We start from the raw sequence: 24,456 nt of genomic DNA, 5'->3' as shown, positions 1-24,456 counted from the left end.
GCGCTACACCCCCCGGACCCAGCCGCCGTCGACCATCAGCGACTGGCCGGTCACGTAGGCGGCGTCGTCGCAGGTGAGCCACGCGACGGTGCCGGCGATGTCCTCGGCCGTGCCCCAGCGCCCGAGCGGCAGCGCCGCGACGGTCTTCTCGCCGATCCGCTTCAGCTCCTCGGTCACCAGCTCGGTCTCGATGAAGCCGGGGCAGACGGTGTTCGCGCGGATCCCCTTGCGGCCGCACTCGACGGCGAGCGAGCGGGTCAGCGTCAGCAGCCCGCCCTTCGACGCGTCGTAGGCGACCTGCCCGAAGAAGCCGATCACGGCGACCGAGGCGATGTTGACGATCGCGGCGCCCGGTGTCCCCGCAAGCACCGGGAGCGCGGCGCGGGAGAGCCAGAAGGGACCGTCGAGGTTCACGCCCAGGACGCGACGCCACTCCTCCGGCGTGTGCTCGGCGATCGACCCGCGCATGCCGGTCCCGGCGTTGTTGACGAGGATCTCCAGCCCGCCCAGCGCCGCCGTCACGTCGGCGACGAGCGTCTCTGCCGCGTCGGGTCTGCTGACGTCAGCGACCGCCGCGACGGCCGCGTGGCCCGCCGCGGTCAGCTCCTGCACCATCGTCTCGACGCGCTCGGGCTCGACGTCGTTGACCGCGACGGCGACGCCCTCCTGCGCCAGCCGCCGCGCGATCGCCGCGCCGATGCCGCGGCCGGCGCCGGTCACCAGCGCCCGCCGCCCGTTCAGTCCTGAAAGCCCCATCCGGTTCCGTCCTCTCATCAGTCGTTGCCCTTCAGATCCAGCAGGCGCGCGGCGTTTCCGTACAGCCACGCCGCCGCGAGCGCGTCGGGCAGCCCGAGCGCCGGCACGCCGCCGGCGAAGTCGCGCCAACCGCGTCCGTGCACGAGCGCGGCGCTGCCGAAGACGACCTGCCGTCGCAGCGGTCCCGCGAGCCCGTGCAGCAGCGGCTCCCAGCCTGAGCCGGGCGCGGCCATCCGCGCCGGGTCGTGCGCCGAGGTGTCGAGGTAGACGTTCGGATGGCGCATCAGCACCGCGACCAGCTCGCCGACCCACGGCCAGCCGCCGTGGCCCGCGACGAGCGCCAGCCGCGGATGGGCCGCGGCGATCCGGTCCAGCTGCTCGGGCGTCGTCATCGCACGCCCGCCGACCGGATGGAACCCGCAGTGCAGCCACACCGGCAGCCCGCGCGCGGCCGCGTGCTCGTAGACCGCACGGCAGGCCGCGGACTCCGCGTCGACCGCGGCGAGGAACGGGATCACCGTGACGCCGCGCATCCCGAGCGCGGCGCAGCGGTCGATCTCGGCCACCGCCGCGGCCGCGTCGCGGAGGTCGACCCCGGCCCAGCCATCGATCAGGTCGGGATGGCGCGCGGCGCGCGCGGCGACGTGGTCGTTGACCGTGCCGCCGCCGGGCAGCGGGAACGTCGATCCGTGGACGACCGCCCGTCGCACGCCGCCGGCGCGCAGCTCCTCCGCATCCGCGTCGACGTCCGTGCCCAGCGCACGCGCCAGCCGCTCGATCGCGGCGGACGGGTCGCTCCGCAGCTGCGCCCGCAGCTCGGCGGGCGCCAAGCCCGCGGCCAGCGCGTAGGCGCCGCCGAGCGCGTGCAGAAAGGCAGGCGCCTCCGCGTGCAGCCCGCCGAGCATCCCCTTCCAGCCCTCGGGGCCCATCGAGGTCGCGCACACATCCACGATTGGCAAATGTACGTTCATAGATATGCTCATCGCCGACGCATGCGACCTGGAGAATCCGGCCAATGAGCGCTCGTACACCGACCCATCTCGCCGACGGCGCCGCGGGCGACACGCGCGAGCGCCTGCTCGCGGCCGCGCTGGACCTCTTCTTCCGCCAGGGCTTCCGTGCCACGTCGGTGCGCGAGATCACGATCGCCTGCGGGCGCACGCCCGGCGCGCTGTACAACCACTTCGACTCCAAGGAAGAGGTCCTCTACACGCTGATCGACCGCGTCACGACAGCGGGCACCGCGTTCCTCGAACGGGCGCTCGCGCAGGCTCCCGCCGACCCGGCCGGCCAGTTCTTCGCCGGCGCCCGCTCCTCGACGCTGTTCTACGCGCGCCATCGCGCCGAGTCGATCGTCGCCGCCTTCGAGTACGTCCACCTGCCCGACGAGCGCCGCCGGCTGGTGATCGCCCGCCGCCGGCAGCTGCGGCTGCGACTCGAGCGCGTGCTCGACGAGGGCATCCGCCAGGGCGTGTTCCGGCTTCCGGCGCACGACGGCACCGACGCGGCCAAGCTCGCCACGACCGCGGTGGCCAACCTGGCGCTGCGCCCGACCGAGCTGTCCGTTCCCGACTCGCTGCTCGACGCCGAGCAGCTCGCCGACGTCCACGGCGCGCTCGCGCTTCAGATGGTGGGCGTGATCCGTCATCGCTGACCGCGGCTCACGTCAGCCGCCAGACGGCGGCTGAGCGGACAACAGCGAGACGAACGAGAGGCAGTCGCCCGGCCAGCCGCCGAGGTTCTGCGTCATCGCCAGCTTTCCGCCGAGGTCGATCTGCCGCTCGCCGGCCTGGCCGCGCAGCTGCAGCCACGACTCGAACAGCATGCGGATGCCCGACGCCCCGAGCGGGTGCCCGAACGACTTCAGCCCGCCGTCGGGGTTGACCGGCAGCACGCCGTCGATGTCGAAGGCGCCGTCGAGGATCTCTCTCCACGCCGTCCCGCGCGGCGCGAACTGGAGGTCCTCCATCAGCACGACCTCGGTGACGGTGAAGCAGTCGTGCACCTCCGCCATGCCGATCTGCGCGCGCGGATCGGTCACGCCCGCCTGGCGGTAGGCCTCCTGCGCGGAGGCCGCTACCTCGGGGAAGCTCGTGTAGTCGTAGTCGCTGTCCATCGCCCCGGTCCCGGGACCGACGGCGAGCGACAGCGCCTTCACGTAGACGGCGTCCTTCGCGTAGCGGTGCGCCTCCTCGGCACGGCAGATGATCACCGCGGCCGCACCGTCGGTCAGCCCGCCGCAGTCGAGCAGGCTGAGGTTGCCGGCGAGGTCGGGCGCGCTGGCGATGCGCTCCTTCGTCAGTGCCTTCCTGTACTGGGCGCGCGCGTTGCGCGCCCCGTTGGCGTGGTTCTTCCACGCCACGTGGGTCAGCGCGGCCTTGAGGTCCTCGGGCGACACGCCGTACTTGGCGATGTAGCCGGTCGAGAGGTAGCTATAGCTGCCGGGCGGGGTCACCTCCAGCCGCGTGCCGCTGTCCTGCGGCGGCGCGAACGGGATGCCGGCGCCGAGCGAGTCGCTGACCTTCTCGACGCCGATCGCCATCGCGACGTCATACGCGCCCGCGGCGACCGCGTAGCAGGCGTTGCGGAACGCGTCCGAGCCGGTCGCGCAGAAGTTCTCGTTGCGGCTGACCGGCTTGTACTGGAGCTTGAGCGGCTTCGACAGCGTCACGCCCGCGACGTTGGAGCCGAACGTCCCGAGCCAGAACGCGTCGACGTCCCCGATGTCCATTCCCGCCGAGGCGAGCGCCTCCGACGACGCCTCGACCAGCAGGTCCTCGACGCCTCTGTCGGCGTGGTCGCCGAACGGCGTGCAGCCCATCCCGACGATCGCGATCCGGTCGCCGATGCTGTGCGATGCCATCAGTGGTCCTCCTCGACCTCGGCAAGCGGGCGCGCCTTCCAGAGGTAGTTGTGGATGTCGTCGAGCGTCCCCATCAGCCGGAACGACATGCCGACGCGCAGGCCCGGGACGACCGTCTCGGGCGCGGCGTCGGTCATCTCGCACTCGACCCGGCCGCCGCCGTCGAAGTCGACGACCGCGAACACGGCCGGCGGACTCGGCGACCAGGCGAGGCGATCGACGGTCGAGTTGACGACCGTGCCGTGGCGATCGACGACGCGCTCGAACGACAGCTCGTCGACCGCGCGGCAGTGCCGGCAGACGCGCTGGGGCGGGACGTGCAGCGTGTCGCACTCGCTGCAGCGGCTGCCCTGCCCGCGCAGCTTCCACGCGCGGTCGCGATAGGACGCCGGCGCGACCGGCGGCGGCGGCGGCAGGCGCCGCGGCGGCTCCGTCACGAGCCGTTCGCGCCACGCGAGGAAGCGGCCGTAGGGCAGGCCGTCGCGGCCGGCCGCCGCCTGCGCGGCGACGGACCGGGCGGCGCGGCGGAGTGGAAGCTCCTCGGTGGTGCGCCACACGAACGCCTCGGCGCCGTCGCTCAGCACGACGAGCGCGATCGTCTCGCCCGCGGCGGCCTCGTCGAGCGCGGCCGCGAGCAGCACGCCGGCGTGGGCGGTGCCGGTGTTGCCGACGGTGTCCATCAGGTCGTCGGCGATCGCCTCGGGCGGCACGCCCGACGCGCGCTGGAGCGACGTCACGGCGCGTTCGTTGGTGCCCGTGACGATCAGCCGGTCGACGTCCTGCAGCGTGACGCCCGCGTCGATCAGCGCGTCGGTCAGCGCCTCGAGTCCGAGGCGGCGGTAGATGTCGGCGCCGAACTGCTCGCCCCAGCGGCGCGAGGCGGCGCGGCCCGGCACGCGCCAGCGGTCGAGGAACTCGTCGGTGGCCGCGGCGCCGCCGAGGTACTCGGCGACGACCGGGCCGTCGCCGCCGGTGAGCAGGAACGCCGCGGCGCCGTCGCCGCCGTCGCGCTCGTCGGCGCTGCCCGGCAGGCCGCCGCGCACGTCGGCCAGCACGACGAGGGCGGGCTCGGCCGCACGCAGGCCGATCCGCAGGGCACCGGCGCCCGAGCGGACCGCGCCACCGACGTCGACGGCGCTGACGCCGGGCGCCAGCGCGAGCGCTGCGTGGATCATCGTCGCGTTCGTCTTGTCGACGTACGCCGGCGCCGTCGTGGCGAAGTAGAGCGCCGACGGGGGCGCGTCGGCCGGCGCGCCGTCGAGCGCGATGCGCGCCGCGTCGACGCCGAGCGTCGTCGTGTCCTCGTCGCCGCCGGCGACGGCGCGGGTGCCCCTCCCACGGCCGTCGCCGAGCGTCTCGGCGATGGCCCTGCGATCGAGGCGGTGCTGGGGCAGATAGGCCCCGTAGGCGAGTATTCCGGCCATTGGTCTCTCCTCCGTGCCGGCGCGTCCACGCCTGCTCGGTCAATGAATGTTCGTTTACCGATGCTAGCAATCGCTCGCCGCCGCTGTCAAAGCGGGGCTCGCTGCGAGCAGCGCACGCGTGTAGGCGTCTCTCGGCTCCGTCATCAGCTGCTGCGCGGGGCCCAGCTCGACGATCCGGCCGGCGTGCATGACCGCGACGACGTCGCTCACGTAGCGCACGACGGCGAGGTCGTGACTGATGAAGAGCATCGTCAGGCCCAGCCGGCGCTGGAGGTCGCGGATCAGATTCAGCACCGCTCCCTGCACCGAGACGTCGAGCGCGGAGGTGATCTCGTCCGCGATCAGCACGTCGGGCTCGACCGCGAGCGCGCGGGCGAGCGCGACGCGCTGGCGCTGCCCGCCCGACAGCGCACGCGGCAGCACGCCGGCGATCGCCGGGTCGAGCCCGACGAGTCCGAGCAGGCGCGCCACCTCCTCCTGCCGGGAGCGATGGCGCATCCGCCGGTGGGTGACAAGTGCCTCGCCGATCGACGCGCCGGCCGTCATGCGCGGATCGAGGCACGAGGACGGGTCCTGGAAGACCATCTGGACCCGCCGCCGGACGCCGCGCCGCTGCGCGGCGCGCGCCGCGCCGAGGTCCTCCCCGTCGAGCAGGATCGCGCCCGCGGTCACGGGCGCGAGGCCGACGATCGCCTTCGCGATCGTCGACTTGCCCGACCCCGATTCGCCGACGACGCCGATCGTCGTGCCCTCGGCGAGCGTGAGGCTGACGCCGTCCACGGCGGTGAGGCCGCGGTGCGCGGGTCCGTAGCGGACGACGAGGTCGCGCAGCTCCAGGCGGTTCACGTTCCGGCCCTCCCGGCGGTCAGCGAGTCCCGTGGCGCGGTCGCCTCCGGGTGCCAGCAGGCGACGCGGTGGCGCGCGTGCAGCTCCACGAGCGGCGGGTCGTCCGCCCGGCAGCGATCCGACGCCGACGGGCAGCGAGCCGCGAACGGGCAGCCGGCCATCCCGTCGACCGGCTCCGGCGGCTGGCCGGGGATCGTCGCGAGCGGCGTCTCGCGGTCGGTCGCCATCGTCGGCAGCGACGCGATCAGCGCGCGCGTGTAGGGGTGCGCCGCCCCGCCCTGCAGCCGGTCGCGGTCGAGCTCCTCGACGATGCGGCCGCAGTACATCACGAGCACGCGGTCGCAGATCTCCGCGACCGCGCCGATGTCGTGGGAGATGAAGACGACGGCCGCGCCCGACTGCTCGTTCAGCTCTCGCAGCAGCCGCAGGATCTGCTGCTGGACGGTGACGTCGAGCGCCGTCGTCGGCTCGTCGGCGATGATCAGCCGCGGGGCGACCATCAGCCCCATCGCGATCATCGCGCGCTGGCGCATGCCGCCCGAGAGCTGGTGCGGGAACGCGCGCAGGATGCGCGGCGGGTCGGTCAGCCGGACGCTGTCGAGCTTGCGGGCCGCCTCGGCCAGCGCCGTGCGCTTCGGCACGCCGGCGTGCACGATGGTCGGCTCGATCAGCTGGGTGCCGACACGCAGCGCCGGGTTGAGCGTCGTGGCCGGATCCTGGAAGACCATCGCCGTCGTCGTCCCCAGCAGGTGGCGGACGTCGCGTGGGCGAGCGCCCTGCAGCTCCGTCCCGAGGATGCGGATCGCGCTCGCGCGGACCTCCGCCGGCGGCACGGTGAGCTGCGCGGCCGCCAGCACGGAGAGGCTCTTGCCCGAGCCCGACTCGCCGACGACGCCGACGATCTCGCCGGCGCGGACGGTGAAGCTGACGTCGCGGACGGGCACCAGGTCGGCCGGCGCGCCCGGGAAGCGCACGCTCAGGTGCTCGACGTGGAGCACCTCGTCGGCCGCGGGAGCGGGCGCGAGGTCCGCGCCCGGCGTGCCCGCGGGGGACGCGGCGGACAGCCCGGCGGGGTGCGGCGCGGGTCGGCGGCGGGCTCCCGAGGGCCGGCGCCGGTTGAGCGCCTGCGCGATCGCCTCGCCGTCGAGGTTGAACGTCAGGCCGGCGAGCACGATCGCCAGGCCAGGCGCGAGCGCGGGCAGCGTCGAGCTGTAGATCCGCGCCAGCCCCTCGTTCAGCATCCGGCCCCAGTCGTACTCGGGCGGCTGCACGCCGAGTCCGAGGAAGCTGAGGCCGGAGAGCACGATCAGCGCCTGCCCGATCGCGATCGTGGCGTTGATCGTCAGCGGCTCGCCGATGTTCGGCAGCACATGACGCAGCACGAGCCGGCGGCGGCTCACGCCGAGCACCCGCGCGGCGGCGAAGTAGTCGGTCCCGACGACGCGGTCGGTGAGCGTCATCGTCAGGCGCGCGAAGCTCGGCGCCGACGCCAGCCCGATCGCGAGCACCGCGCCGCGAGCGCCGACGCCGAACACGACGGCGAGGAAGAGCGCCGCGAGCAGCGGCGGGAACGCCACGAGCAGGTCGATCGTCGCGGCCAGCCAGCGAGCGCTGCGGCGCCCGACGACCGCGCGCGTGGCGCCGAGCGGAACCCCGATCGCGATCGCGATCAGGATCGCGATCACGGCGAGCCCGACGGACAGGCGCGTCGCGACGAGGACGCGGCTGAGGATGTCGCGACCGAGCGCGTCGGTCCCGAACGGGTGCGCCGAGGACGGCCCCTGCAGCAGCGCGGCGCTGTCGATCGCGGTGGCTCTGTCGCCCCAGATCACGGGGCCCAGCGCGACGAGCGCCACCAGCATGGTGGTGGCGAGGACCGCCGCCACGACGATCGTGGAAGGCCGGGCGCGGCGGACACGGGACGGGGACATCGCTACGCCCCCCGCAGATCCGAGCGCGGGTCCAGCAGCGCCAGCGCGAAGTCGACCGCGGTGTTGATCAGCAGCACGGCGCCGCCCAGCACCAGCACGCAGGCCTGGACGACGGGATAGTCCTTCGACAGCACCGCCTGCACGACCGTGCTGCCGAGGCCGGGCCAGGCGAAGACGTTCTCGACCAGCACCGTCCCGCCGATCAGCGCCGACAGGATCAGCCCGCCGAGCGTCAACGACGCGGTGATCGCGTTCGGGAGTGCATGACGCAGGTAGATCCGCGACGCGGGCAGCCGCTTGCTGCGCGCCGTGCGGATGAAGTCCTCGTCGAGGACCTTCAGCGTCTCGACGCGGACGACGCGCGAGAGCGTCGCGGCGGGCGCGAGCGCCAGCGCGACGCAGGGCAGCACGTACGACGCCGGCCCGGCGTCGCCGGCCACGGGCAGGATGCCGAGCCCGACCGCGAAGGCGGCGACCAGCGCGGTGCCGACGACGAACTCCGGGACGGTGTTCAGCACGCCGGTCGCCGCCGTGAAGGCGACCTCCGCCCGGCGGTGCGCGCCGTGCTGCGTCAGGATCGCCATCAGCAGGCCGAGCGGGAACGCGATCAGCACGATCAGCAGGAACGCGAGCCCTGCCAGCCGCAGGGTCGCCGGCAGTCGCTGGGCGACGATCTCGCCGACGGGCTCCTGCGACGAGATCGAGCGCCCGAGGTCGCCGGCCAGCGCGCCGCCGAGATAGTCGGCGTACTGCCGCGTCAAGGGCTGGTCGAGGCCGAGGTCGTGCTGGCGCGCGGTGACGAGGCTCTGCGGCGCCGACGGCCCAAGCGCGGCCCGCACCGGGTCGCCGGGGATCGCGTGGAGCATCGCGAACGACGCCGTCAGCAGGAGGATCAGCGAGACGGCCAGCCGGACGAGCCGCCGGCCCAGGAAGGCGAGGCGGCGATGCCGCCCCGCCCACCGGACCGGCGACGTCAGCGCCGCGCTCGCGGTCGCGGTCGTCATCGCCTACCCGAACAGCCGGATCGTCGTCGGCGCGATCGTCAGCCCCTGCAGCTCGAAGCGCGCGCCGTTGCCGAAGACGGTCGTCGGCGACGTGGCGACCGGGACGATGTTCGCCTGGCCGATCAGGGAACCCTCGGCCTGCTCCCAGGCGGGGCAGCTCTTGGCTCCCGCGGTGCCCTGCGCGGCCGCGGCGAGGCGGTCGAACGCGGGGTTGCTCACGCCGGGGTAGTTGTTGCCTCTCGGCGGCGCCGGCCCGGAGAAGTAGGTCGGCAGGTCAGACGGGAAGACGATCTTCTGCTCGCCCCAGTAGACGTCCCAGTCGTGCGTCACGTAGAGCGTGTTGAGCGACGCGTTGATGTCCTCGGGCACGAGCTTCGTCTCGACGCCGAGCTGCTTCCACTGCTCGGCGATCAGCTCGACCGCCGCAGCGCCCGCCGGACCGAGGATGTCGGTCTGGTAGTGCAGCCCGACGCGCAGCGGTCTGCTGTCGGTCCAGCCGGCACGCGCGAGCGCGTCGCGCGCCGCCTGCCGATCGGAGGTCGGGACGTTTCCTCTGACGCTGTCGTACGCGCAGACCGGCGGCGAGCCGGTCAGCAGGCTCTTCGCGCGTGCGCCGATGCCGCTCGTGCCGACCTGCGCGAGGCGGTCGAGGTCGAGCGCCTGCAGCAGCGCCGTGCGCACGCTGCGATCGCGCAGCGGGCGTCCGTCGAGCTGGTTGAACGTCAGCAGCCCGAACGGCGCCTCGTACTGCCGGCTGAAGAGGTCCGACGCCTCGACGCGCTCGCGATCGGGACCGGCCAGCTCGGCGGCGTTGACCTCGCCGGAGGCGAGCAGGTTCGCCGCGGTCGTCGGGTTCGGCACGATCCGCAGGACAACGCGCGAGGGCGCGCCCGCGCCGGCGTTGCGACCCTCCGGGCCCCACGCGTAGCCTCTGCGGGCGCTGAGGGAGATCCGATCGCCCGGGGCGATCTCGTCGAGCACGAAGGGGCCGGTTCCGAGCGAGCGCTTCGCCAGCAGCTCGGGGTCGGCGAGCCCTCTCGGGCAGACGATCGGGAACTGGCCGAGCTGCTCGACGGTGAAGCTGAACGGGCTCGCCATCGTCACCTTCACCGTGCCGCGCGCGTCGTCAGCGGTCGCGGTGTAGGGGATGCTGGGCGTGAGCACGCCGAAGACCGTCGCCTTCGACTTCGGGTCGAGCACGGAGTTGAGCGCCGCGGCGACGCCGCTGGCCTTCAGCGGCGTCCCGTCCGAGCACGTGATCCCCGAGCGCAGCGCGAACGTCGCGCCTCTCGCGCTCGACGACCACGACTTCGCCAGGTTCGGCACGACGCCGCCTCTGCCGTCGAGCTTGACGAGGCTGTCGTAGGCGTAGCTCGCGATCGGCGCGACCTTCAGGTTGCGGTACGGGTCGAAGCTCGCGCCCGGGTCGAACGGGATCGCCGCCGTGAAGGTGCCTCCCTCCACCGGATCGCCGCCCGACGAGCTCGAGCCGCTCGATCCACATCCCACGGCCGCCACTGCGACCGCGCCGACAACCGCTGCCAGGGCGGCTCGCCGTCCACGTTTCACCATGCTCCCCTCCTCAAGGGATTGTTCCCAGCGATAAACGATTGTTCATCTACACCTGCGTGCGGCGAGCTACTCGCGCAGGCAGGCGTAGACGGCTTCGAGCAAGGGGGTCGAGCGGGAGTCGGGGAACTGCCACTCCTGGAAGTTGCGGACGTAGCCGAGCGCCAGCGACTGGTCGGGGTCGGCGAACGCGAGCGTGCCGTTCGCGCCGGGCGAGCCGAACGTCCGCCCCGTGCCGAAGTCGGGGAAGAACAGGCCGCCCGGCACGGCGAAGCCGAGCCCCCAGGCGGTGTCGGCCAGGACCACTCTGTCCGGACCCTTGGCGTACGGGCGCACCGCCTCGTCGAGCAGCCGCGGGCCGATCAGCCGCGCCCCGTCGACCTCGCCGATCAGCGCCGCCCACAGCCGGGCGAGCGAGCGCGAGGTCGTGATGCCGGTCGCGGCCGGCACCTCGACCGCGTGGTGGCGGCGGCTGTTCATGTCCTCGCCGATCTCGACGGGACCCAGCGACCGCTGCGAGAGCGGCCGCTCCTGCTCGAACCAGGCGTCGCTCCGCTTCGACGGGTCCATGTACGCCTCGAGGTATGCCGGGTCGGTCCACAGCGCGATCGACTCCTGCAGGAACGCGTCGTAGCGCGCGTCGCCGCTGGGCCGGCTGAACGCCTCGACGCTCAGCTCCACGCGCGTCACCGCCGCGACCCGCGGCTCCTCCGCCTCGGGCAGCCCTATCCACGTCTCCAGGCCGCCGAGCGCGGGGCTGATCCGCTCGCGCAGGAAGGCCCCGGGCGTCAGACCGCTGATGCGGCGGACGACCTCGCCGACGAGATGCCCCATCGTGATGCCGTGGTAGCCGTGCGCGGTGCCCGGCTCCCAGTACGGGCGCTGCGCCGCGAGCGCGTCCACGACCGGCGTCCAGGCCTCGAAGTCGTCCATCGTGATCCAGCGGTCGACGGCCGGCAGGCCCGCCTGGTGCGTGAGCAGGAGGCGGACCGGCAGCTCCTGCTTGCCGGCAGCCGCGAACTCGGGCCAGTAGCGCGCCACCGGCGCGTCGAGGTCCAGCTCGCCGGCCTCGACGAGCGCGAGCGCGCAGATCGCGGTCAGCCCCTTCGTCGCCGAGTCCATCGTCCCGAGCGTGTCCCGCTCCCACGGGCGCTCCTCGTCGACGTCGGCGATCCCGCCCCACAGGTCCACCACGGAGCGGCCCTCGTGATAGATGCAGAGCGCCGCACCGACCTCGTCGCGCTCCTCGAAGTTCTCGGCGAAGACCTCCCGCACGCGCTCGAAGCGCGGCTCGACGTTGCCCTCAACGGCCATCAGGTACCACCTGTCGGATTGTGTGAACGATCAGCGCCGACGGATGCGCCGCGCTGTGCAGGACCGTCTGCTGGGCGACGACGCCCGCGGCGTCGTCGCCGACCGGGCCACCCGTGTTCATGTTGCGATCGAACGCGGGGAAGCTGCTGCTCGTGACGTGGAGTCGCAGACGGTGGCCCGGACGGACCCGCCACGCCGTGTGACCGAGCGCGATCGCGTACTCCTCGACCGCGCCGGGCTCCAGCAGCACCTCGTCGCCGAGCCCGTTGCGGAAGCGCGCCCGCTGGATGCCCTCCGCGAACGGGATCGCGCGACCCTGCGGGTCGACGTCGAGCAGCCGCACGACGAAGTCGGTGTCGCGCGCGCTGGAGGCCGCGAACAGGCGGACCGACACCGGCCCGGCGAGGTCGAGCGGCTCGGCGCGCGGCTCCGACGAGTAGCAGAGCACGTCGGCGCGCGACTCGACCCGCGCGTGGTCGAACGGGCCCGCGATCTGCGTCCCCATCGGCAGCGTGCGGCCGCCGTGGGTCGGCACCGGGTCGGCGGGGTCGTACGCGAAGCGATCCTGCTCGGCGCCTCCGGCGGGCCGCTCCGGCGCCAGCGTCCCGTCGCCGTCAGCGGTGTTGGCCGCGCCGCCGCTCGCGAGCAGCCACGTCTCGGCGGCGGCCTCCGGCGGCGGCCACGCCTCCGCAGCACGCCACTCGTCGGCGCCCATCAGGAAGTACTGGACGGACGCGAGCGGCTCGGCCGCGCCCTTCAGATGGTGGTCGAAGAACTGCAGGTGCTGGCGATGGATGCCGGCGAACGGACCGTCGCCGACGCCGAAGTTCAGCTCGCCCTGCAATCCCGGCAGGCGGCCGTCGTGGATCCACGGCCCGACGATCAGGCGGTGGCGCGCACGTGCGTCGGCGCCGCCCCCGCCGCGTTCCACGAGCCGCATGTGGCTCTCGATCGTCGCCGTGCAGAGGAAGTCGTACCAGCCGACGACGGACAGGGTCGGCGCGTCGATCCGCTCGTAGTCGAACCGCTGCGCGATGCCGAGCCCCGGCTGCAGCAGCGTGCGCAGCGGAAGCGGGAAGTCGGGGAAGTCGAAGTGCGGGATCTCGCCGAGCGGCAGGTGCTCGAGCGCGGGACTGGCGTCGCCGACCAGCTCCATCAGGCGTGGGACCGCGGCCGGGTCGACGGGCCGACCGGCCGCCAGCTGCTTGCCGAGCCAGTCGAGCGTCATGTAGGCGAGCCAGCAGACGACGTGGTTGAGCCGCAGCGCGCCACCGGTCTCCAGCGCCTCCAGCTCGCCGCTGGTCGTCATCGCCGGCGCCATCGCGCGCAGGTGCGGCGGCCGCTCGCCCGCGCTCATCCACTGCACGATGCCGAGGTAGGAGGCGCCGAACGTGCCGACGTTGCCGTCGCACCATGGCTGCGCGGCCGCCCACTCGATCGTGTCGTAGCCGTCGCGCGCCTCCTGCTCCCACATCAGGATGTCCCAGTCGCCGTCGGAGCCGTAGCGCCCGCGCGTGTCCTGGACGACGCAGGCGTAGCCGGCGGTCGCCGCGTCGAGCGGGCGCAGCAGGTCGCTGTTCGTGTTCGCGCGGTCGTAGGGCGTGCGCAGCACCAGCGCCGGGCGCGGCGTCTCGTCGTCGACGCGCCAGACGTCGCCGCGCAGCGCGACGCCGTCGCGCATCGCCATCTCGACGTCGCGATCGATGCGGATCGGCGGGGTCATCGTGTGCCTCCGGGGGTCGGCGCGGCGAGCAGGATCTCCTCGGTGCGGCTGCGCCAGTTCGCCTCGCACCGCAGCCGCGCGAGCACGCCGAACGTGCCCATCGTGTAGCGCAGCAGGATGCTGAGCCACGGCGGCTGGCGGGATGCCTTGCGGCACTTGTAGAACTCGGCCGTCGGGCGCTGCGCCAGGCGCACCGCTCTGTTGTACGCCGCGGGATCGAGCTGCACGACCTCGTCGCGATCGATCGGGCCGCAGTAGAGCGGGCGCAGCTCCTCCCACAGCCGGGCAGGGTTGGAGCGGCCGCGGTCGGGCAGCACGCCGAGCGCGCGCAGGCTCGCGGCCAGCGCCTCCTCGTCGCCGCGCAGGGCGGCCTCGATCGGCGCGAGGGCCAGCTCTGTCTCGCCGTCGCCCTCGAACCGCTTGACGAGGCCGAAGTCGAGGAAGCAGACGCGCCCGTCGTCGAGGAAGAGGTAGTTGCCGGGATGCGGATCGCCCGAGAAGACGCCGGATGCGATCGACGTCAGCGCAAAGCGGTGGATGATCTCGCCGTAGGCGTCGCGCCGCTCCTGCGGATCGTCGAGCACGTCGCGCAGGCGGCGCCCGGACACGCGCTCGGACGTCAGCACACGGCGGGTGCTCAGCTCGTCGACGACCTCCGCGATCTTGACGGCCGGATGGCCGCGGTAGCGGTCGGCGAAAGCACGCTGGTTCTCGGCCTCGCGGGCGTAGTCGAACTCGTCGCGCATCATCGCGCAGAGGTCCTCGAGGACGGCCTCCATGTCGAAGTCGACCCTCTTGGTGCCGTAGGCGCGCGTGAGCAGGGCGAGGTTGTCGAAGTCCGCCAGGATCGCCGACTCGATCCCCGGATACTGGACCTTGACGACGACCTCGCGACCGTCGCGCAGGCGGGCCGCATGGACCTGGCCGACCGACGCGGAGGCCAGCGGCGTCTCGTCGAAGTGGGCGAACGAGCGCAGCACGTCGTTGCCCAGCTCGCGCTCCAGCACGGCCCGCACGACGTCGAAGCCCATCGGCGGAGCGCCGGCCTGCAGCCCTTCCAGTTCCTCCTCTGCCGTCGCCGACAGCCCGCCGGCGAACGACGCGAACTGGCCGAACTTCATCGCCAGCCCCTTCATGTTGCCCATCGTCTCGGCGACGTCGCGTGCCGCCCGGCGCGCCGCCTCCTCGCGGATCCGCCGCCGCCCGCGGGGACCGGCGAACAGCGCGCGCACGCGGGCCCGCACGCTCGATCCGGCCAGGCGCACGGCGACCTTCGCAAGCTCCTGCCGGCGCGCGTCCGCGTCATCCAGCTCGGCAGGGGCGGCCGTGCGCCGCACGACCGCCCGCACGGCCTCGCGCTGGAGCGTCGCCAGCGCGCGCCAGCCCTCCCGCTTCGTCGTCGGCGCCATCTCAGCCGGGCCCCATGCGCAGCGCCCCGTCGAGACGGATCACCTCGCCGTTGAGCAGCGGGTTGCCGATCGCCTGCAGGACGGTGAGGGCGAACTCGGGCGGGCGGCCGAGCCGGGCCGGGTGCGGGACCTGCGCCGCGAGGGCGGCACGAACCTCGTCCGACAGCGTGCCGAGCAGCGGCGTGTCGAACAGCCCCGGCGCGATCGTGACGACGCGGATGCGATGGGACGCCAGCTCGCGCGCGGCCGGCAGCGTGGCGGCGACCACGCCGCCCTTGGAGGCTGCGTAGCCGAGCTGCCCGAGCTGCCCGTCGAAGGCCGCGGCCGAGGCGGTGTTGACGATCACGCCCCGCTCCTCGCCGAGCACGTCCTGGGCCGCGATCGCGGGTGCCGCCGCGGTCACGACGTGGATCGTGCCGAGCAGGTTGACGGCGATCTCGCGGGTCATCGCCTCGACGTCGACCGCTCTCCCCTTCGGCAGGATCCGGCGCGGCAGCCCGATGCCCGCGCAGTTGACGACGACGCGCAGCGGACCGCGTGCGGCCGCGGCCGCGACGGCCGCCGTGACCTGCGCGGCGTCGGTGACGTCGGTCGCGACGCGCTCGACCTCCGCGGGCGGCTCTGCTGCCGCGAGCGCGGCGGGAAGGTCGCCCACCGTGACGCGGGCGCCCGCTTCGGCCAACGCGAGAGCGGTGGCATGACCGAGCCCGCTGGCGCCTCCGGTCACCAGCGCGGCGATTCCTTTGATCTCCATGGCTGGCCACTGTAGATAGATGAGCGTTCATTTGCAATGCTTCCGACATGGAACCGCTCGTCACCCTGCACGTCCACGACGGCGTCGCAACGCTGCGCATCGACCGCCCTCCCCTCAACGCGCTGAACGAGCAGCTCCTCGATCGACTGCGCGCGCTCGCCGCCGAGGTCGACCGCCGCGCCGACGTCGGCGCGGTCGTGCTGACCGGCGGCCCGAAGGTGTTCGCCGCCGGCGCGGACATCAAGGAGATCGCCGCGCGCTCCTACGCGGAGATGGCCGACGCCGTCCAGCACCTCCAGGACGGCTTCTCGTCGATCGCGCGGATTCGTGTGCCGGTCGTCGCCGCGATCGCCGGCTACGCGCTCGGCGGCGGCTGCGAGCTGGCGCTGTGCGCCGACCACCGCGTCGCGGCGAGCAACGCGCAGCTCGGACTGCCCGAGATCCTGCTCGGCGTGATCCCGGGGGGCGGCGGGACGCAGCGGCTCGCGCGGCTGATCGGGCCGGCGCGCGCCAAGCAGCTGATCTTCAGCGGCCGCATGCTGGACGCAGCGGAGGCATTGGAGCTGGACCTCGTCGACGAGGTCGTCGCACCCGAGCGACTGGAGGCCCACGCTCACGCGTGGGCAGACCGCCTTGCCCGCGGCCCGCGTCACGCGCTGCGCGCCGCCAAGGAGGCGATCGACCGCGGGCTCGACACCGACCTCGAGACCGGTCTCGCGATCGAGCGCGCACGCTTCGCCACCCTCTTCGCGACCGAGGACCGCACGATCGGGATGGAGTCGTTCGCCGAGCACGGCCTCGGCAAGGCGCGCTTCGTCGGGGGCTAGACGGCTGGAGTTGATGACGCGTTCGCCGAGCAATCCGGGCGAGGCGTGGAGACCACTCCAGGAGGCGCCGCACGACGGCGGGTTGACGGTCAGGTGCGCGGGCCGAGGAACAGGCCCCCGCTCGCGTCGATCACCTGGCCGGTGATCCAGCGCGCAGCGTCGGAGGCGAGGAACGCGACGACGTCGGCGACGTCGCCGGGCCCGCCCAGCCGGTCGAGCGCCGTCGTCGCGGCGATCAGCTCGACCAGGCCCGGCGCTTCGAAGACCGCTCCGTTGGTCGCCGTCCGGGTGGCGCCGGGAGCGACCGCGTTCACGGTGATGCCCCGGACGCCGAGCTCGTTGGCGAGGGTCATGCTCATCGTCTCGACCGCGCCCTTCGTCATCGCGAACGACGTCTGCGCGGGGTTGGCCATGCGAGTCGCCACGGACGAGATCGTGATGATGCGGCCGCCGTCGCGGAGCAGCGGCAGCGCGCGCTGGACGATGAAGTACGGCGCTCGCACGTTCACTGCGAAGAGGCGGTCGAACTCCGCGCGGGTCGTGGCTCCGAGCGGGCCTGCCGGCGCGGCCGCCGCGTTGTTGACGAGGATGTCGAGCGGCCGCCCGGCCAGGCCGGCCTCGACTCCCGCGAACAGCGTCTCGACGTCATCGTCCACGCCCAGCTCAGCGCGAACGGCGAGCGCCGTCCCACCGGCGCGCTCGATCTCGTCGACCGTCGCCGCCGCACCGTCCTCGTCGGTGCCGAAGTGCACGACGACCGTCGCGCCCTGTGCCGCAAGCCTGCTCGCGATGGCCTGTCCGATGCCGCGCGAGGCCCCGGTCACGAGAGCCGTTCTGCCGCTCAGATCACTCATGCTCAACCACCTTGTGTTAGTAACTACCAGTTCGGTAGACACTAACACACTGATATTCTCTACCGGATGCCCGATCAGCCTTCGAGCTTGCGAGCGCGGCGACGAGCCGAGACGCAGCGCACGATCCAGGCGCACGCCGTGCGGCTGTTCACCGAACGCGGCTACGACGCCACGACCATCGCCGCCGTCGCGGACGCCGCGGGCGTGTCTCCGATGACGGTGTATCGGAGCTTCCCCACCAAGGAAGACCTCGTGCTCCTCGACCAGCGCGACCGGCTCGTCGCCGAGCGGATCGCCGCGTCGCCCACAGCACAGCCGCTGGTCCGCCGCATCGGCGCCGCGCTGATCGAGTCGGCCGCGAGACTGACCGGCCGCGACCCGGGTGACGACCTGACGACCGACGAGCAGTTCCTGCTCGCTCGCGTGCAGCTCATGATCTCGACGCCGGCCCTGCGAGCCAAGCACCTGGACAGCAACTACGCGCTCCAGCAGGCGATCGTCGACGCCCTCGGAGACGATGGCGGCGACCCGGACACGGCGTTCCACGCCCATGCGGCGGCCAGCGCCTGCCTGGCCGCCATGCACACGGCATTGGTGCGCTGGGCTGAGAGCGACGGAAGAGCCGAGCTGCCCGACCTGATCGGACAGGCACTCGCCGCAGCCTTCGGCGACAACGTCATCGACCCCACCCCTGAGGATCAGGGTGCCACCACGATGTAACCCGCTCGGGTCTCAGCCATGGTGATCCGAATGGAACGCCGCCAATCGCATCAGATCGCCGCGACCGCGCTCGTCGCGGCCCTCCTTGCCGTCTGGGTCCCGACCGTCGTCGCCGCCGAGCTCACGAGCAAGCCCAGCCTGCAACGGTGCGTCGAGCGGATCGGGCTCATGTTCGGAAGCGAAGGCGAGGCCCCTCCCAGCGGCGACCCGCGCCTGGGGCTCGAGATCCCGGGGGCGACCTACGCCGGGTTCGTCGTATGGCCCAGCGACCACGTCGCCGACGTCTACCTCGGGCGCAGCGTGCCGGCGGCCAAGCGCGCGGCGAGGCGCTATGAGCGCTTCCTGCAACGGCTCGGCGCCGGGGACATCCCGGTGACGCGCTTCGGCAACGTCGTGGTCGCCGGCGACGACGACGGGCCGCCCACCGCCCGTGAGGTACGCACGCTGCGCCGCTGCGCGTGAGCTGCGATCACCGGTCAAGTGTCGTGGCTTCGCGTCGGTCCTCCGGACCCGACAGGAGCACGTTCAGCTCCTGGCGCGAGCCGATCTCGAGCTTGCGCAACACCGCCGACATGTGGGTCTCCACCGTCTTGCGCGTGATGAACAGACGCTCGGCGATCTGCGTATTGGTCAGGCCGCGCGCGGCGAGCTGAGCGAGCTCGTGCTCTCGCGGCGTCAGCGACTCCACCCCCCATGCGGGCTCACGGCGGCGTCGGGCGCCCGTGGCCTCAAGCTCTGAGAGCGCCTCTGCGGCCAAGGCGGTCGCGCCGGCGGCCCGCGTGAGGTCGATCGCTTGGCGCAGCGGCGTTCGGGCGTCGCTCGGACGGCGCTGGTGACGGAGCGCGCGGCCGAGCTCGAGCAGGACCTCCGCTCGGACGAGCGGGCTCGGACCGGCGGCTGCGTGCAGGGCGGCCGCCTGCAGGCGCTCGACGCGCGCGTCGCCGTCGTGCGTGAGCGCGTCCGCGAGGCCAGCGAGCGCCAGCGTGCGAGGCGTGCCGATCACCTCGGCGCGCGTCACGCCGTCGGCAGCGATCGCCCGCGCCCGGTCGAGCTCGCCGACGGCCACCGCGGCGCGCACAGCCCGCCCCCGCCAGTCCACGACAGCCGGGCTGGGCATGTCCATCGACGAGAAGAGCTCGCCCGCCGCGAGCGCCTCGCGCAGTGCCCCGACGGGCTCGCCCGCACGCAGGAGCTGCCCCGCGCGCCCGTGACGGAGCCACGCGCCCGCCAACTCCCACCGGGTCGAGTCGACGGCGGCGAACCCCGCGTCCAGCGCTGCGGCGCATCCCGCAACGTTGCCGCGGGCGAGCCGGCACTCGGCCTGCTCCCAGAGCATGTTCGGCACCGCGATCGCGCCCCCCTCTGCCGCGAAGGCGAGGGTTTCGTCGACATCCGCGAGCACACCAAGCAGGTCACCGCGACACCATCGTGTCCACGCTCGGAGGTAGCACGCCATCCCGTAGCGCAGGCGCGATCCGTGCTCGCGGGCGACGTCGAAGGCGTGCTCGAGCGCGTCAGAGGCGACATCGACCTCGTCGTAGCACGCCAGCGCCCAGACGAGCACGTGGAAGGCCGGGGCGACGTCGCCGCCGGCCGACCCGACGAGCTCGCGAAGCCGTGCCGCCGCCCCTGGCGTCGTCTCTGACGCCGGTTCGCCGCGGCAGACCCGATCGATCGCCGCGATCGCCCCGAGGCGCGGATCGCCGGTCATCGATCGCGCCCGCAGCACGGCAGCCGCGCGCAACGTCTGATCGCCCTGGGGCAGCAGCGCAGCGGTCGCCACGATTTCGATGCCACCCACGCCGCCGCCATCATCCAGTGGCGCGAGGTCGTCGAGCGCGGCACGCAGGGTGCGCGTGCATGCGGCGACGTCCCCGGTGGTGAACTGCGCCAGCGCGAGCTGGGCGACGAGCGCCGCTCGTCGCGACGGATCGTCCCGGCAGGCGCGCACCGCCCAGTGCAGCTCCTCGACGGCGCGCGGGTCGCCCGCGGCGAGGAGCGCACCCGCGAGCTCGGCGCGGATCGCCGTGCCCTGCCCGCCTTCGGCGAGCGCTCGATCGAGCAGCCGGACCGCGGCGGCCGGCGTGCCCCGGCGCAGCGCAGCGTGGGCGGCGTCGCGCAGCGTCTCCGCCGCCCACGATTCCCCCGCAGGCTCGCAGCGCAAGAGATGCAGGGCAGCAGCGTCGCGGTCGTGCGACGCGAGCACCGCGGCGGCGCGACGGTGCGCGCCGTCGCGCTCGGCGCTGCCGAGCTGGCCCAGCACGATCGCGCCGGTGAGCGGATGGACGAACCGCAGCGGCAGCTCGTCGAGGAGGAGCGCCCCATCGACGAGCCGGCGGGCGGCATGCTCGGCGTCGACGGCGTCGAGCAGTGCCACCGCCGCCGTGTCCGACATGCGCCCGTGCTCGAGGACCGCGACCGCGCGGGACAGCGCCAGCGCGTGGTCGCCGAGTCGCGCGATCCGCTCGAGGACCATCGTCCCGAGCCGCTCCGGCGCGATCGTGGCAATGGCAGCCGCACCCGCAGCGTCGGGGGCGATGGCCATGTCGCGGCAGGTGGCAAGCAGCTCGACCAGCAGGCGCGGGTTGCCCGCAGTCAGGCGATGACACGCGCTGGCGAACGGGGCGCTGGCGGGCGCGGCCATGAAGCTGCTGACGAGCCGGGCGCTCGCCTCGGCGCTCAGCGGTGCGGGACGCAGCACGGCGGTCGACTCGATGGCGTGGAGCCGACTCCAGGCGTGCGCGTCGGGCTCGTCGTCACGGGTGGCCACGACGAGCACCAGCGGATGGCCGTCGGCGCGGCGTGCGACGTAGGTGAGCGCGTCCATCGACTCGGCGTCGCACCAGTGCGCGTCATCGACGAGCACGCAGACAGGCTGCTGGTCGGTCAGCCGGGCCAGCAACCAGTAGAGACCGTGCGCGATCGCCGCCGCACTGTCGACCGGCGCGTCGACGGGGCCGTTCAGCAGCGCCCGCACGGCCGAGGCCGGACCGGCGAGCAGCTCGGCCTGAGCCGCCGCCGGAAGCGCCAGCACCGGACGCTCGACGAGTTGGCGCACGACGCCGAACGGCAGGTCGCACTCGACATCAGCGCCCGTGGCGTTCAGCACGCGCAGCCGCGGTGCAGCGCTGCTGGCCAGCGCGCCGAGCAGCGTCGTCTTGCCGGCGCCGGCCGGCCCGGTCACGACGAGCACGGAGCCGACGCCACGCTCGACCGCCGCACGCACACGCGCCTCCAGCGCCGCAAACTCGTTCTCCCGCTCCAGCGGACTTGCCTCGAGCGTGTCCGCCGGGACCCCCACGCCGCGGATCATCGCAGGCCAGCGGCCGGGCGATCCCAGGGTGCCTCCCCGATGACAGCGCGCGACAGCGTGTCTACGGTCGCCCCATGATCTCACGCTGCCTGCTCGCCGCCGTCCTCGTCTTGATGTTCTCCGGGTCTGCCGAGGCGGCGCCGTTCACCGCTGGAACGGGCCACGACGCACAGGTGGCGGTCGGCGCCGACGGCACTGGGCACGTCGTGTGGCTGACCGAGGACCGCGCAGACGGCCTCGCGTACTGCCGGGTTGCCCGCGACGGCGGCGCGTGCGAGCGCACGGACGCGCTGGCGTTCCCCGGCGGCGCGGGCGCCCAGGCCACCCACGCGGTCCCGCAGGTCTTCGTCCCCTCCGACGAGCGGGTCGTCCTCGTAGCGAGCTGCTGGAACTGCGGCGCGGGCGGCGTGTCGAACCGGACGTTCGTGTGGACCTCGGCGGACCGCGGCCAGAGCTTCGCCTCGCCGGTCGAGCGCGGCCGCGGTCTGGTCGCCGCGGGCCAGGGCGCGTTCCTGCCGGCCACCGACACCATCGTCACCGTCGGCATCAGCAAGCTCCTCGCACTCGGCGACGCCCCGCTGGACGCGCCGCCCATCACCGTGACGACCTCGCCGACCGTCGCCTCGCCGGCCGTCGCGCCGGCTCCACGATCCGACCAGCTCGTCCACATCTCCAGCGACCAATCACGGATGCAGTTCGCGCTCTACGCGGGCGCGGAAGCCGCGAGCGCCATCGACGTCGCCTCCAACTGGCTCCTGGGCCAGCCCGTCGCCGGTGGCGAGTCCGCCTCCGGCGAGGGCTCCCTGGCGAGCGGGCCCAGCGGCCTGCAGCTCGCCTACCGGCGCACCGGCGGCGGCAACGTCGTGCGGATCCACCGCTACGACGCCGCGGCTCGCACATTCGACGGGGGCAGCGACATCGTCCGCGGCGGCGGTGCCGACGAGCCGGACCTGGCGCAGAATGCCGCCGGGGCCCTGGCGCTCGTGTGGAAGCTGTCCTCCTACGGAGGACGGCTGCGCTACGCCCGCAGCGGGACCGGCGGCGGTGTCTTCAGCCCGCCCGCCCTCCTCGCCAGGGACGAGCCGTTCGCTGACCCGGAGGTGGCGGCCGGTCCGGGTGGGAGCGGCTTTGCCGTGTGGCGCGGAGCGTCGAGCGCGATGCGGGTCGCCGCTCTGCCACCTGCCGTCGCGGAGGCGTACCGCGGGCCGCTGCGCACGGTGCGCCGATCCGATGCACGGCTGCACTACGACCTGCGCGTACCGCGCGACTGCGTGGTCGCCGGCCAGCGGTTCATCGCAACGCTGCGCTGGAGCCGGCGAGGCGGCGGCTCGGCCCGCGTCCACCGTGTCCGATTCCGCATCCCCGGGCAGCCTCCCCGCGTCGACAGCTCGGCGCCGTTCCGTCAGACGCTGACGGTGCCCGCCGCCGCAGCACCGGCGACGCGCATCGCCGTCCAAGCGCACGCGTCCGCGCGCGACGGCGGCGGAGTGATCAGCGGACGCACCGTCCCGGCATCGATCACCGTCTGCGACACCTGATGGTTGTCGCCGCTCGTCGGCATCCCGGACACGAAACTCGCCGGCTGCCTGCTGGGGCTCTGATCGACGAAGCGGCGGGAAGGTAGCAGCCGTGGGCAGGCGTCGGAGCCGGAAGACGGCCTCGGGCCGCCGGTCGGCCTCAGACGAGCGTGCGCGTGACGCGCACCGAGCGTTTGCCCGACGTCTCGACGAGCAGCACGCTGCTCGGCGCGCCCCCGCCCACCGTGATGCGGCAGACGAACGCGCCGAAGTACGCGCCGGCCGTGTCGATGCCGACCTGTGCGTCAAACGGCCCGACGCCGTAGCAGACCGCCCCCAGGTAGTCGTGGGTCTTGGCCCAATCCGACTTCGCCAGGCGGGCCGCCACGTCGGAGCTGCGCGTGCGCCCCTTGCCCTTCGGGATCTTCCCGAGCGGCCGGTCGGGCGGCGGGTTGCCGCTGATTGCCCGTACGACGCTCACGGCCTCCGGTCCCACCGGCTTGACGAGCGCCACGCCGCGCGCCGCGCCGCCGGCGACATCGACCACGGTGCAACGGAACGACGACCACGTCGATTGGAACGCCGCGTCGCGGCGGGGCTTGCCGATGCCCGTGCATTCGGGCGCCCGCACGCCGTTGCCGACCGACCATGGCGAGTTGTTCAGCGCCACGAGGACGAAGCCGGTCTGCATGTGGAAGCGCTTGGCCTTGGCCGCCGAAGCGGCCGACGGCACGAGCAGGAGCGATGCCATCAGGGCACCTGAGAACGCGATTCGCACCGCATGTCGGAGCATCACGCGGCAAGCCTACTGCGCACGGCCGCCCGGAGGCGCCCGACGTGCTTCTGCCCTCTGGTAGCGTCGCCCCCATGCGACCCATCACGCTCGCGACCGCCGTGGCCGGCGGCGCAGCGGCTCTCCTCGCGATCGGAAGCGCTGGGAGCGTCGCGAAGCCCAAGCCGGCGACAGACTACGGCGACGTTCATGTACGGCAGGCCGGCGGTACGGACGAGCCGGTGATCGCCACGTTCAAGCGCGCCCGTTGCAACCGTTTCGGCGGGGGATTCTTCGCGACGGCCACGTCACCCAACGGCCGGTATCGGATGACCGTGGACATCTCTGAGACCCGCTGGAAAGGCTACGGCGCGCAGTACCCGCTGCCGCGCACGGCGGGCCAACTCGTGTCGCAGGTCGTGGTCCGTGCGCCTGGGGGCACGGTCTACGACAGCACCGTTCCGGTGCCGGGCGCCCCCGGCGGCGGAGCGATCGTGTTCGCCCCCAAGGGAGCGGCGATCTCGGTCGGCGGCGTGTTCTTCCTCCAGGGCGACACAGAGGTCGGCATCGCGGTCAGCGGCGCGATGCCCTGCGTCTTCAGAAAGAAGAGCACCAAACGCTGAGCGCGACGAACTCGGCGATCAGCGCTTCGATCGTGTCGCCGCGTCGTCCCGGATCGCCGCAACGGGATGTGGGCGCGAAAAGCGGGAGGTGCGACAACCGCCCGCCCACATCCGGCTGGCCCGCGACAGGGGCGCCGACTCTCAGTCGAGACCCAGCGCGGCGGTCGCCGTGGCGAGCGCATCGTCAAACGAGTCCGAGCCCATCAAGGTCTCCGCGAGATGGATCACATCGCAGGT

21 protein-coding genes are annotated in these 24,456 nt (G+C 73.4%); 6 read left to right on the top strand and 15 right to left on the bottom strand.

What is annotated here, in order from left to right:
• Nucleotides 1–3: 3 nt before the first annotated feature.
• Both CWOE_RS10260 and CWOE_RS10255 read right to left on the bottom strand, forming a co-directional pair.
• Nucleotides 4–756 carry an SDR family NAD(P)-dependent oxidoreductase gene (locus CWOE_RS10260; protein WP_012933536.1) on the bottom strand — a complete coding sequence of 251 codons (753 nt, stop codon included), beginning with the start codon at nucleotides 754–756 and terminating at the stop codon, nucleotides 4–6.
• A gap of 17 nt (nucleotides 757–773) precedes the next feature.
• Entirely contained in the window at nucleotides 774–1,706 is a 933-nt protein-coding gene (locus CWOE_RS10255; protein WP_160165499.1) for an amidohydrolase family protein, read from the bottom strand.
• A 65-nt stretch (nucleotides 1,707–1,771) separates the two neighbouring features.
• Here CWOE_RS10255 and CWOE_RS10250 point away from each other — a divergent pair, with 65 nt between their 5' ends.
• On the top strand, nucleotides 1,772–2,410 hold the full coding sequence (locus CWOE_RS10250; RefSeq protein ID WP_012933534.1) for a TetR/AcrR family transcriptional regulator: 639 nt from the start codon (nucleotides 1,772–1,774) through the stop codon (nucleotides 2,408–2,410).
• A 12-nt stretch (nucleotides 2,411–2,422) separates the two neighbouring features.
• On the opposite strand, the gene CWOE_RS10245 is transcribed toward CWOE_RS10250, so the two are convergent.
• From CWOE_RS10245 to CWOE_RS10200, 10 genes are all read right to left on the bottom strand, one after another.
• Entirely contained in the window at nucleotides 2,423–3,619 is a 1,197-nt protein-coding gene (locus tag CWOE_RS10245) for an acetyl-CoA acetyltransferase (protein ID WP_012933533.1), read from the bottom strand.
• Nucleotides 3,619–5,043, bottom strand: coding sequence for a 3-oxoacyl-[acyl-carrier-protein] synthase III C-terminal domain-containing protein (locus CWOE_RS10240; protein ID WP_012933532.1), 1,425 nt, complete (start codon nucleotides 5,041–5,043; stop codon nucleotides 3,619–3,621). Before CWOE_RS10240 ends, CWOE_RS10245 begins: the two co-directional genes overlap by 1 nt.
• 63 nt (nucleotides 5,044–5,106) lie before the next feature.
• On the bottom strand, nucleotides 5,107–5,889 hold the full coding sequence (locus CWOE_RS10235) for an ABC transporter ATP-binding protein (RefSeq protein WP_012933531.1): 783 nt from the start codon (nucleotides 5,887–5,889) through the stop codon (nucleotides 5,107–5,109).
• Nucleotides 5,886–7,820, bottom strand: coding sequence for a dipeptide/oligopeptide/nickel ABC transporter permease/ATP-binding protein (locus CWOE_RS10230; protein WP_012933530.1), 1,935 nt, complete (start codon nucleotides 7,818–7,820; stop codon nucleotides 5,886–5,888). The genes CWOE_RS10235 and CWOE_RS10230 overlap by 4 nt, the downstream gene beginning before the upstream one ends.
• Nucleotides 7,821–7,822: 2 nt before the next feature.
• Nucleotides 7,823–8,824, bottom strand: a complete 1,002-nt coding sequence (locus CWOE_RS10225; RefSeq protein WP_012933529.1) for an ABC transporter permease — start codon at nucleotides 8,822–8,824, stop codon at nucleotides 7,823–7,825.
• A gap of 3 nt (nucleotides 8,825–8,827) precedes the next feature.
• The gene (locus CWOE_RS10220; RefSeq protein ID WP_049793227.1) at nucleotides 8,828–10,288 is read right to left on the bottom strand and encodes an ABC transporter substrate-binding protein; all 1,461 of its coding nucleotides are present in this window, start codon (nucleotides 10,286–10,288) and stop codon (nucleotides 8,828–8,830) included.
• A 174-nt stretch (nucleotides 10,289–10,462) separates the two neighbouring features.
• Nucleotides 10,463–11,707, bottom strand: coding sequence for an EstA family serine hydrolase (locus tag CWOE_RS10215; RefSeq protein WP_012933527.1), 1,245 nt, complete (start codon nucleotides 11,705–11,707; stop codon nucleotides 10,463–10,465).
• Nucleotides 11,697–13,430, bottom strand: coding sequence for a CocE/NonD family hydrolase (locus CWOE_RS10210; protein WP_012933526.1), 1,734 nt, complete (start codon nucleotides 13,428–13,430; stop codon nucleotides 11,697–11,699). Before CWOE_RS10210 ends, CWOE_RS10215 begins: the two co-directional genes overlap by 11 nt.
• Nucleotides 13,427–14,839, bottom strand: coding sequence for an ABC1 kinase family protein (locus tag CWOE_RS30555; RefSeq protein ID WP_012933525.1), 1,413 nt, complete (start codon nucleotides 14,837–14,839; stop codon nucleotides 13,427–13,429). The genes CWOE_RS10210 and CWOE_RS30555 overlap by 4 nt, the downstream gene beginning before the upstream one ends.
• Nucleotide 14,840: 1 nt before the next feature.
• A complete protein-coding gene (locus CWOE_RS10200; protein WP_012933524.1) occupies nucleotides 14,841–15,593 on the bottom strand; it encodes an SDR family NAD(P)-dependent oxidoreductase in 753 nt (250 codons plus the stop codon).
• Nucleotides 15,594–15,640: 47 nt separating this feature from the next.
• Here CWOE_RS10200 and CWOE_RS10195 point away from each other — a divergent pair, with 47 nt between their 5' ends.
• Entirely contained in the window at nucleotides 15,641–16,420 is a 780-nt protein-coding gene (locus tag CWOE_RS10195) for an enoyl-CoA hydratase/isomerase family protein (RefSeq protein WP_012933523.1), read from the top strand.
• An 89-nt stretch (nucleotides 16,421–16,509) separates the two neighbouring features.
• On the opposite strand, the gene CWOE_RS10190 is transcribed toward CWOE_RS10195, so the two are convergent.
• Entirely contained in the window at nucleotides 16,510–17,274 is a 765-nt protein-coding gene (locus CWOE_RS10190; protein ID WP_012933522.1) for an SDR family oxidoreductase, read from the bottom strand.
• Between the two features lie 66 nt (nucleotides 17,275–17,340).
• On the opposite strand from CWOE_RS10190, the gene CWOE_RS10185 reads away from it, so the two are divergent.
• Together CWOE_RS10185 and CWOE_RS10180 are read left to right on the top strand one after the other, a co-directional pair.
• On the top strand, nucleotides 17,341–17,994 hold the full coding sequence (locus CWOE_RS10185) for a TetR/AcrR family transcriptional regulator (protein ID WP_012933521.1): 654 nt from the start codon (nucleotides 17,341–17,343) through the stop codon (nucleotides 17,992–17,994).
• A 30-nt stretch (nucleotides 17,995–18,024) separates the two neighbouring features.
• Nucleotides 18,025–18,456 carry a hypothetical protein gene (locus CWOE_RS10180; RefSeq protein WP_041730349.1) on the top strand — a complete coding sequence of 144 codons (432 nt, stop codon included), beginning with the start codon at nucleotides 18,025–18,027 and terminating at the stop codon, nucleotides 18,454–18,456.
• A gap of 7 nt (nucleotides 18,457–18,463) precedes the next feature.
• Here CWOE_RS10180 and CWOE_RS10175 read toward each other — a convergent pair whose 3' ends face one another.
• On the bottom strand, nucleotides 18,464–21,391 hold the full coding sequence (locus CWOE_RS10175) for a LuxR family transcriptional regulator (protein ID WP_148260969.1): 2,928 nt from the start codon (nucleotides 21,389–21,391) through the stop codon (nucleotides 18,464–18,466).
• Here CWOE_RS10175 and CWOE_RS10170 point away from each other — a divergent pair.
• Nucleotides 21,382–22,845 (top strand): hypothetical protein, encoded by a 1,464-nt coding sequence (locus CWOE_RS10170; RefSeq protein WP_012933518.1) that lies wholly within the window; start codon nucleotides 21,382–21,384, stop codon nucleotides 22,843–22,845. The two genes, CWOE_RS10175 and CWOE_RS10170, sit on opposite strands and share 10 nt — an antisense overlap.
• A gap of 139 nt (nucleotides 22,846–22,984) precedes the next feature.
• Here CWOE_RS10170 and CWOE_RS10165 read toward each other — a convergent pair whose 3' ends face one another.
• Complete coding sequence (locus CWOE_RS10165) at nucleotides 22,985–23,575, bottom strand: hypothetical protein (protein WP_012933517.1); 591 nt, start codon at nucleotides 23,573–23,575, stop codon at nucleotides 22,985–22,987.
• A gap of 116 nt (nucleotides 23,576–23,691) precedes the next feature.
• On the opposite strand from CWOE_RS10165, the gene CWOE_RS10160 reads away from it, so the two are divergent.
• Entirely contained in the window at nucleotides 23,692–24,219 is a 528-nt protein-coding gene (locus CWOE_RS10160) for a hypothetical protein (protein ID WP_012933516.1), read from the top strand.
• Nucleotides 24,220–24,456: the final 237 nt, after the last annotated feature.

The sequence above is a fragment of the Conexibacter woesei DSM 14684 genome (genome assembly GCF_000025265.1).
Lineage (GTDB): Bacteria > Actinomycetota > Thermoleophilia > Solirubrobacterales > Solirubrobacteraceae > Conexibacter > Conexibacter woesei.
Note: the sequence above shows the minus strand (reverse complement) of the source record. Positions and strands in the feature narration are given on the sequence as shown.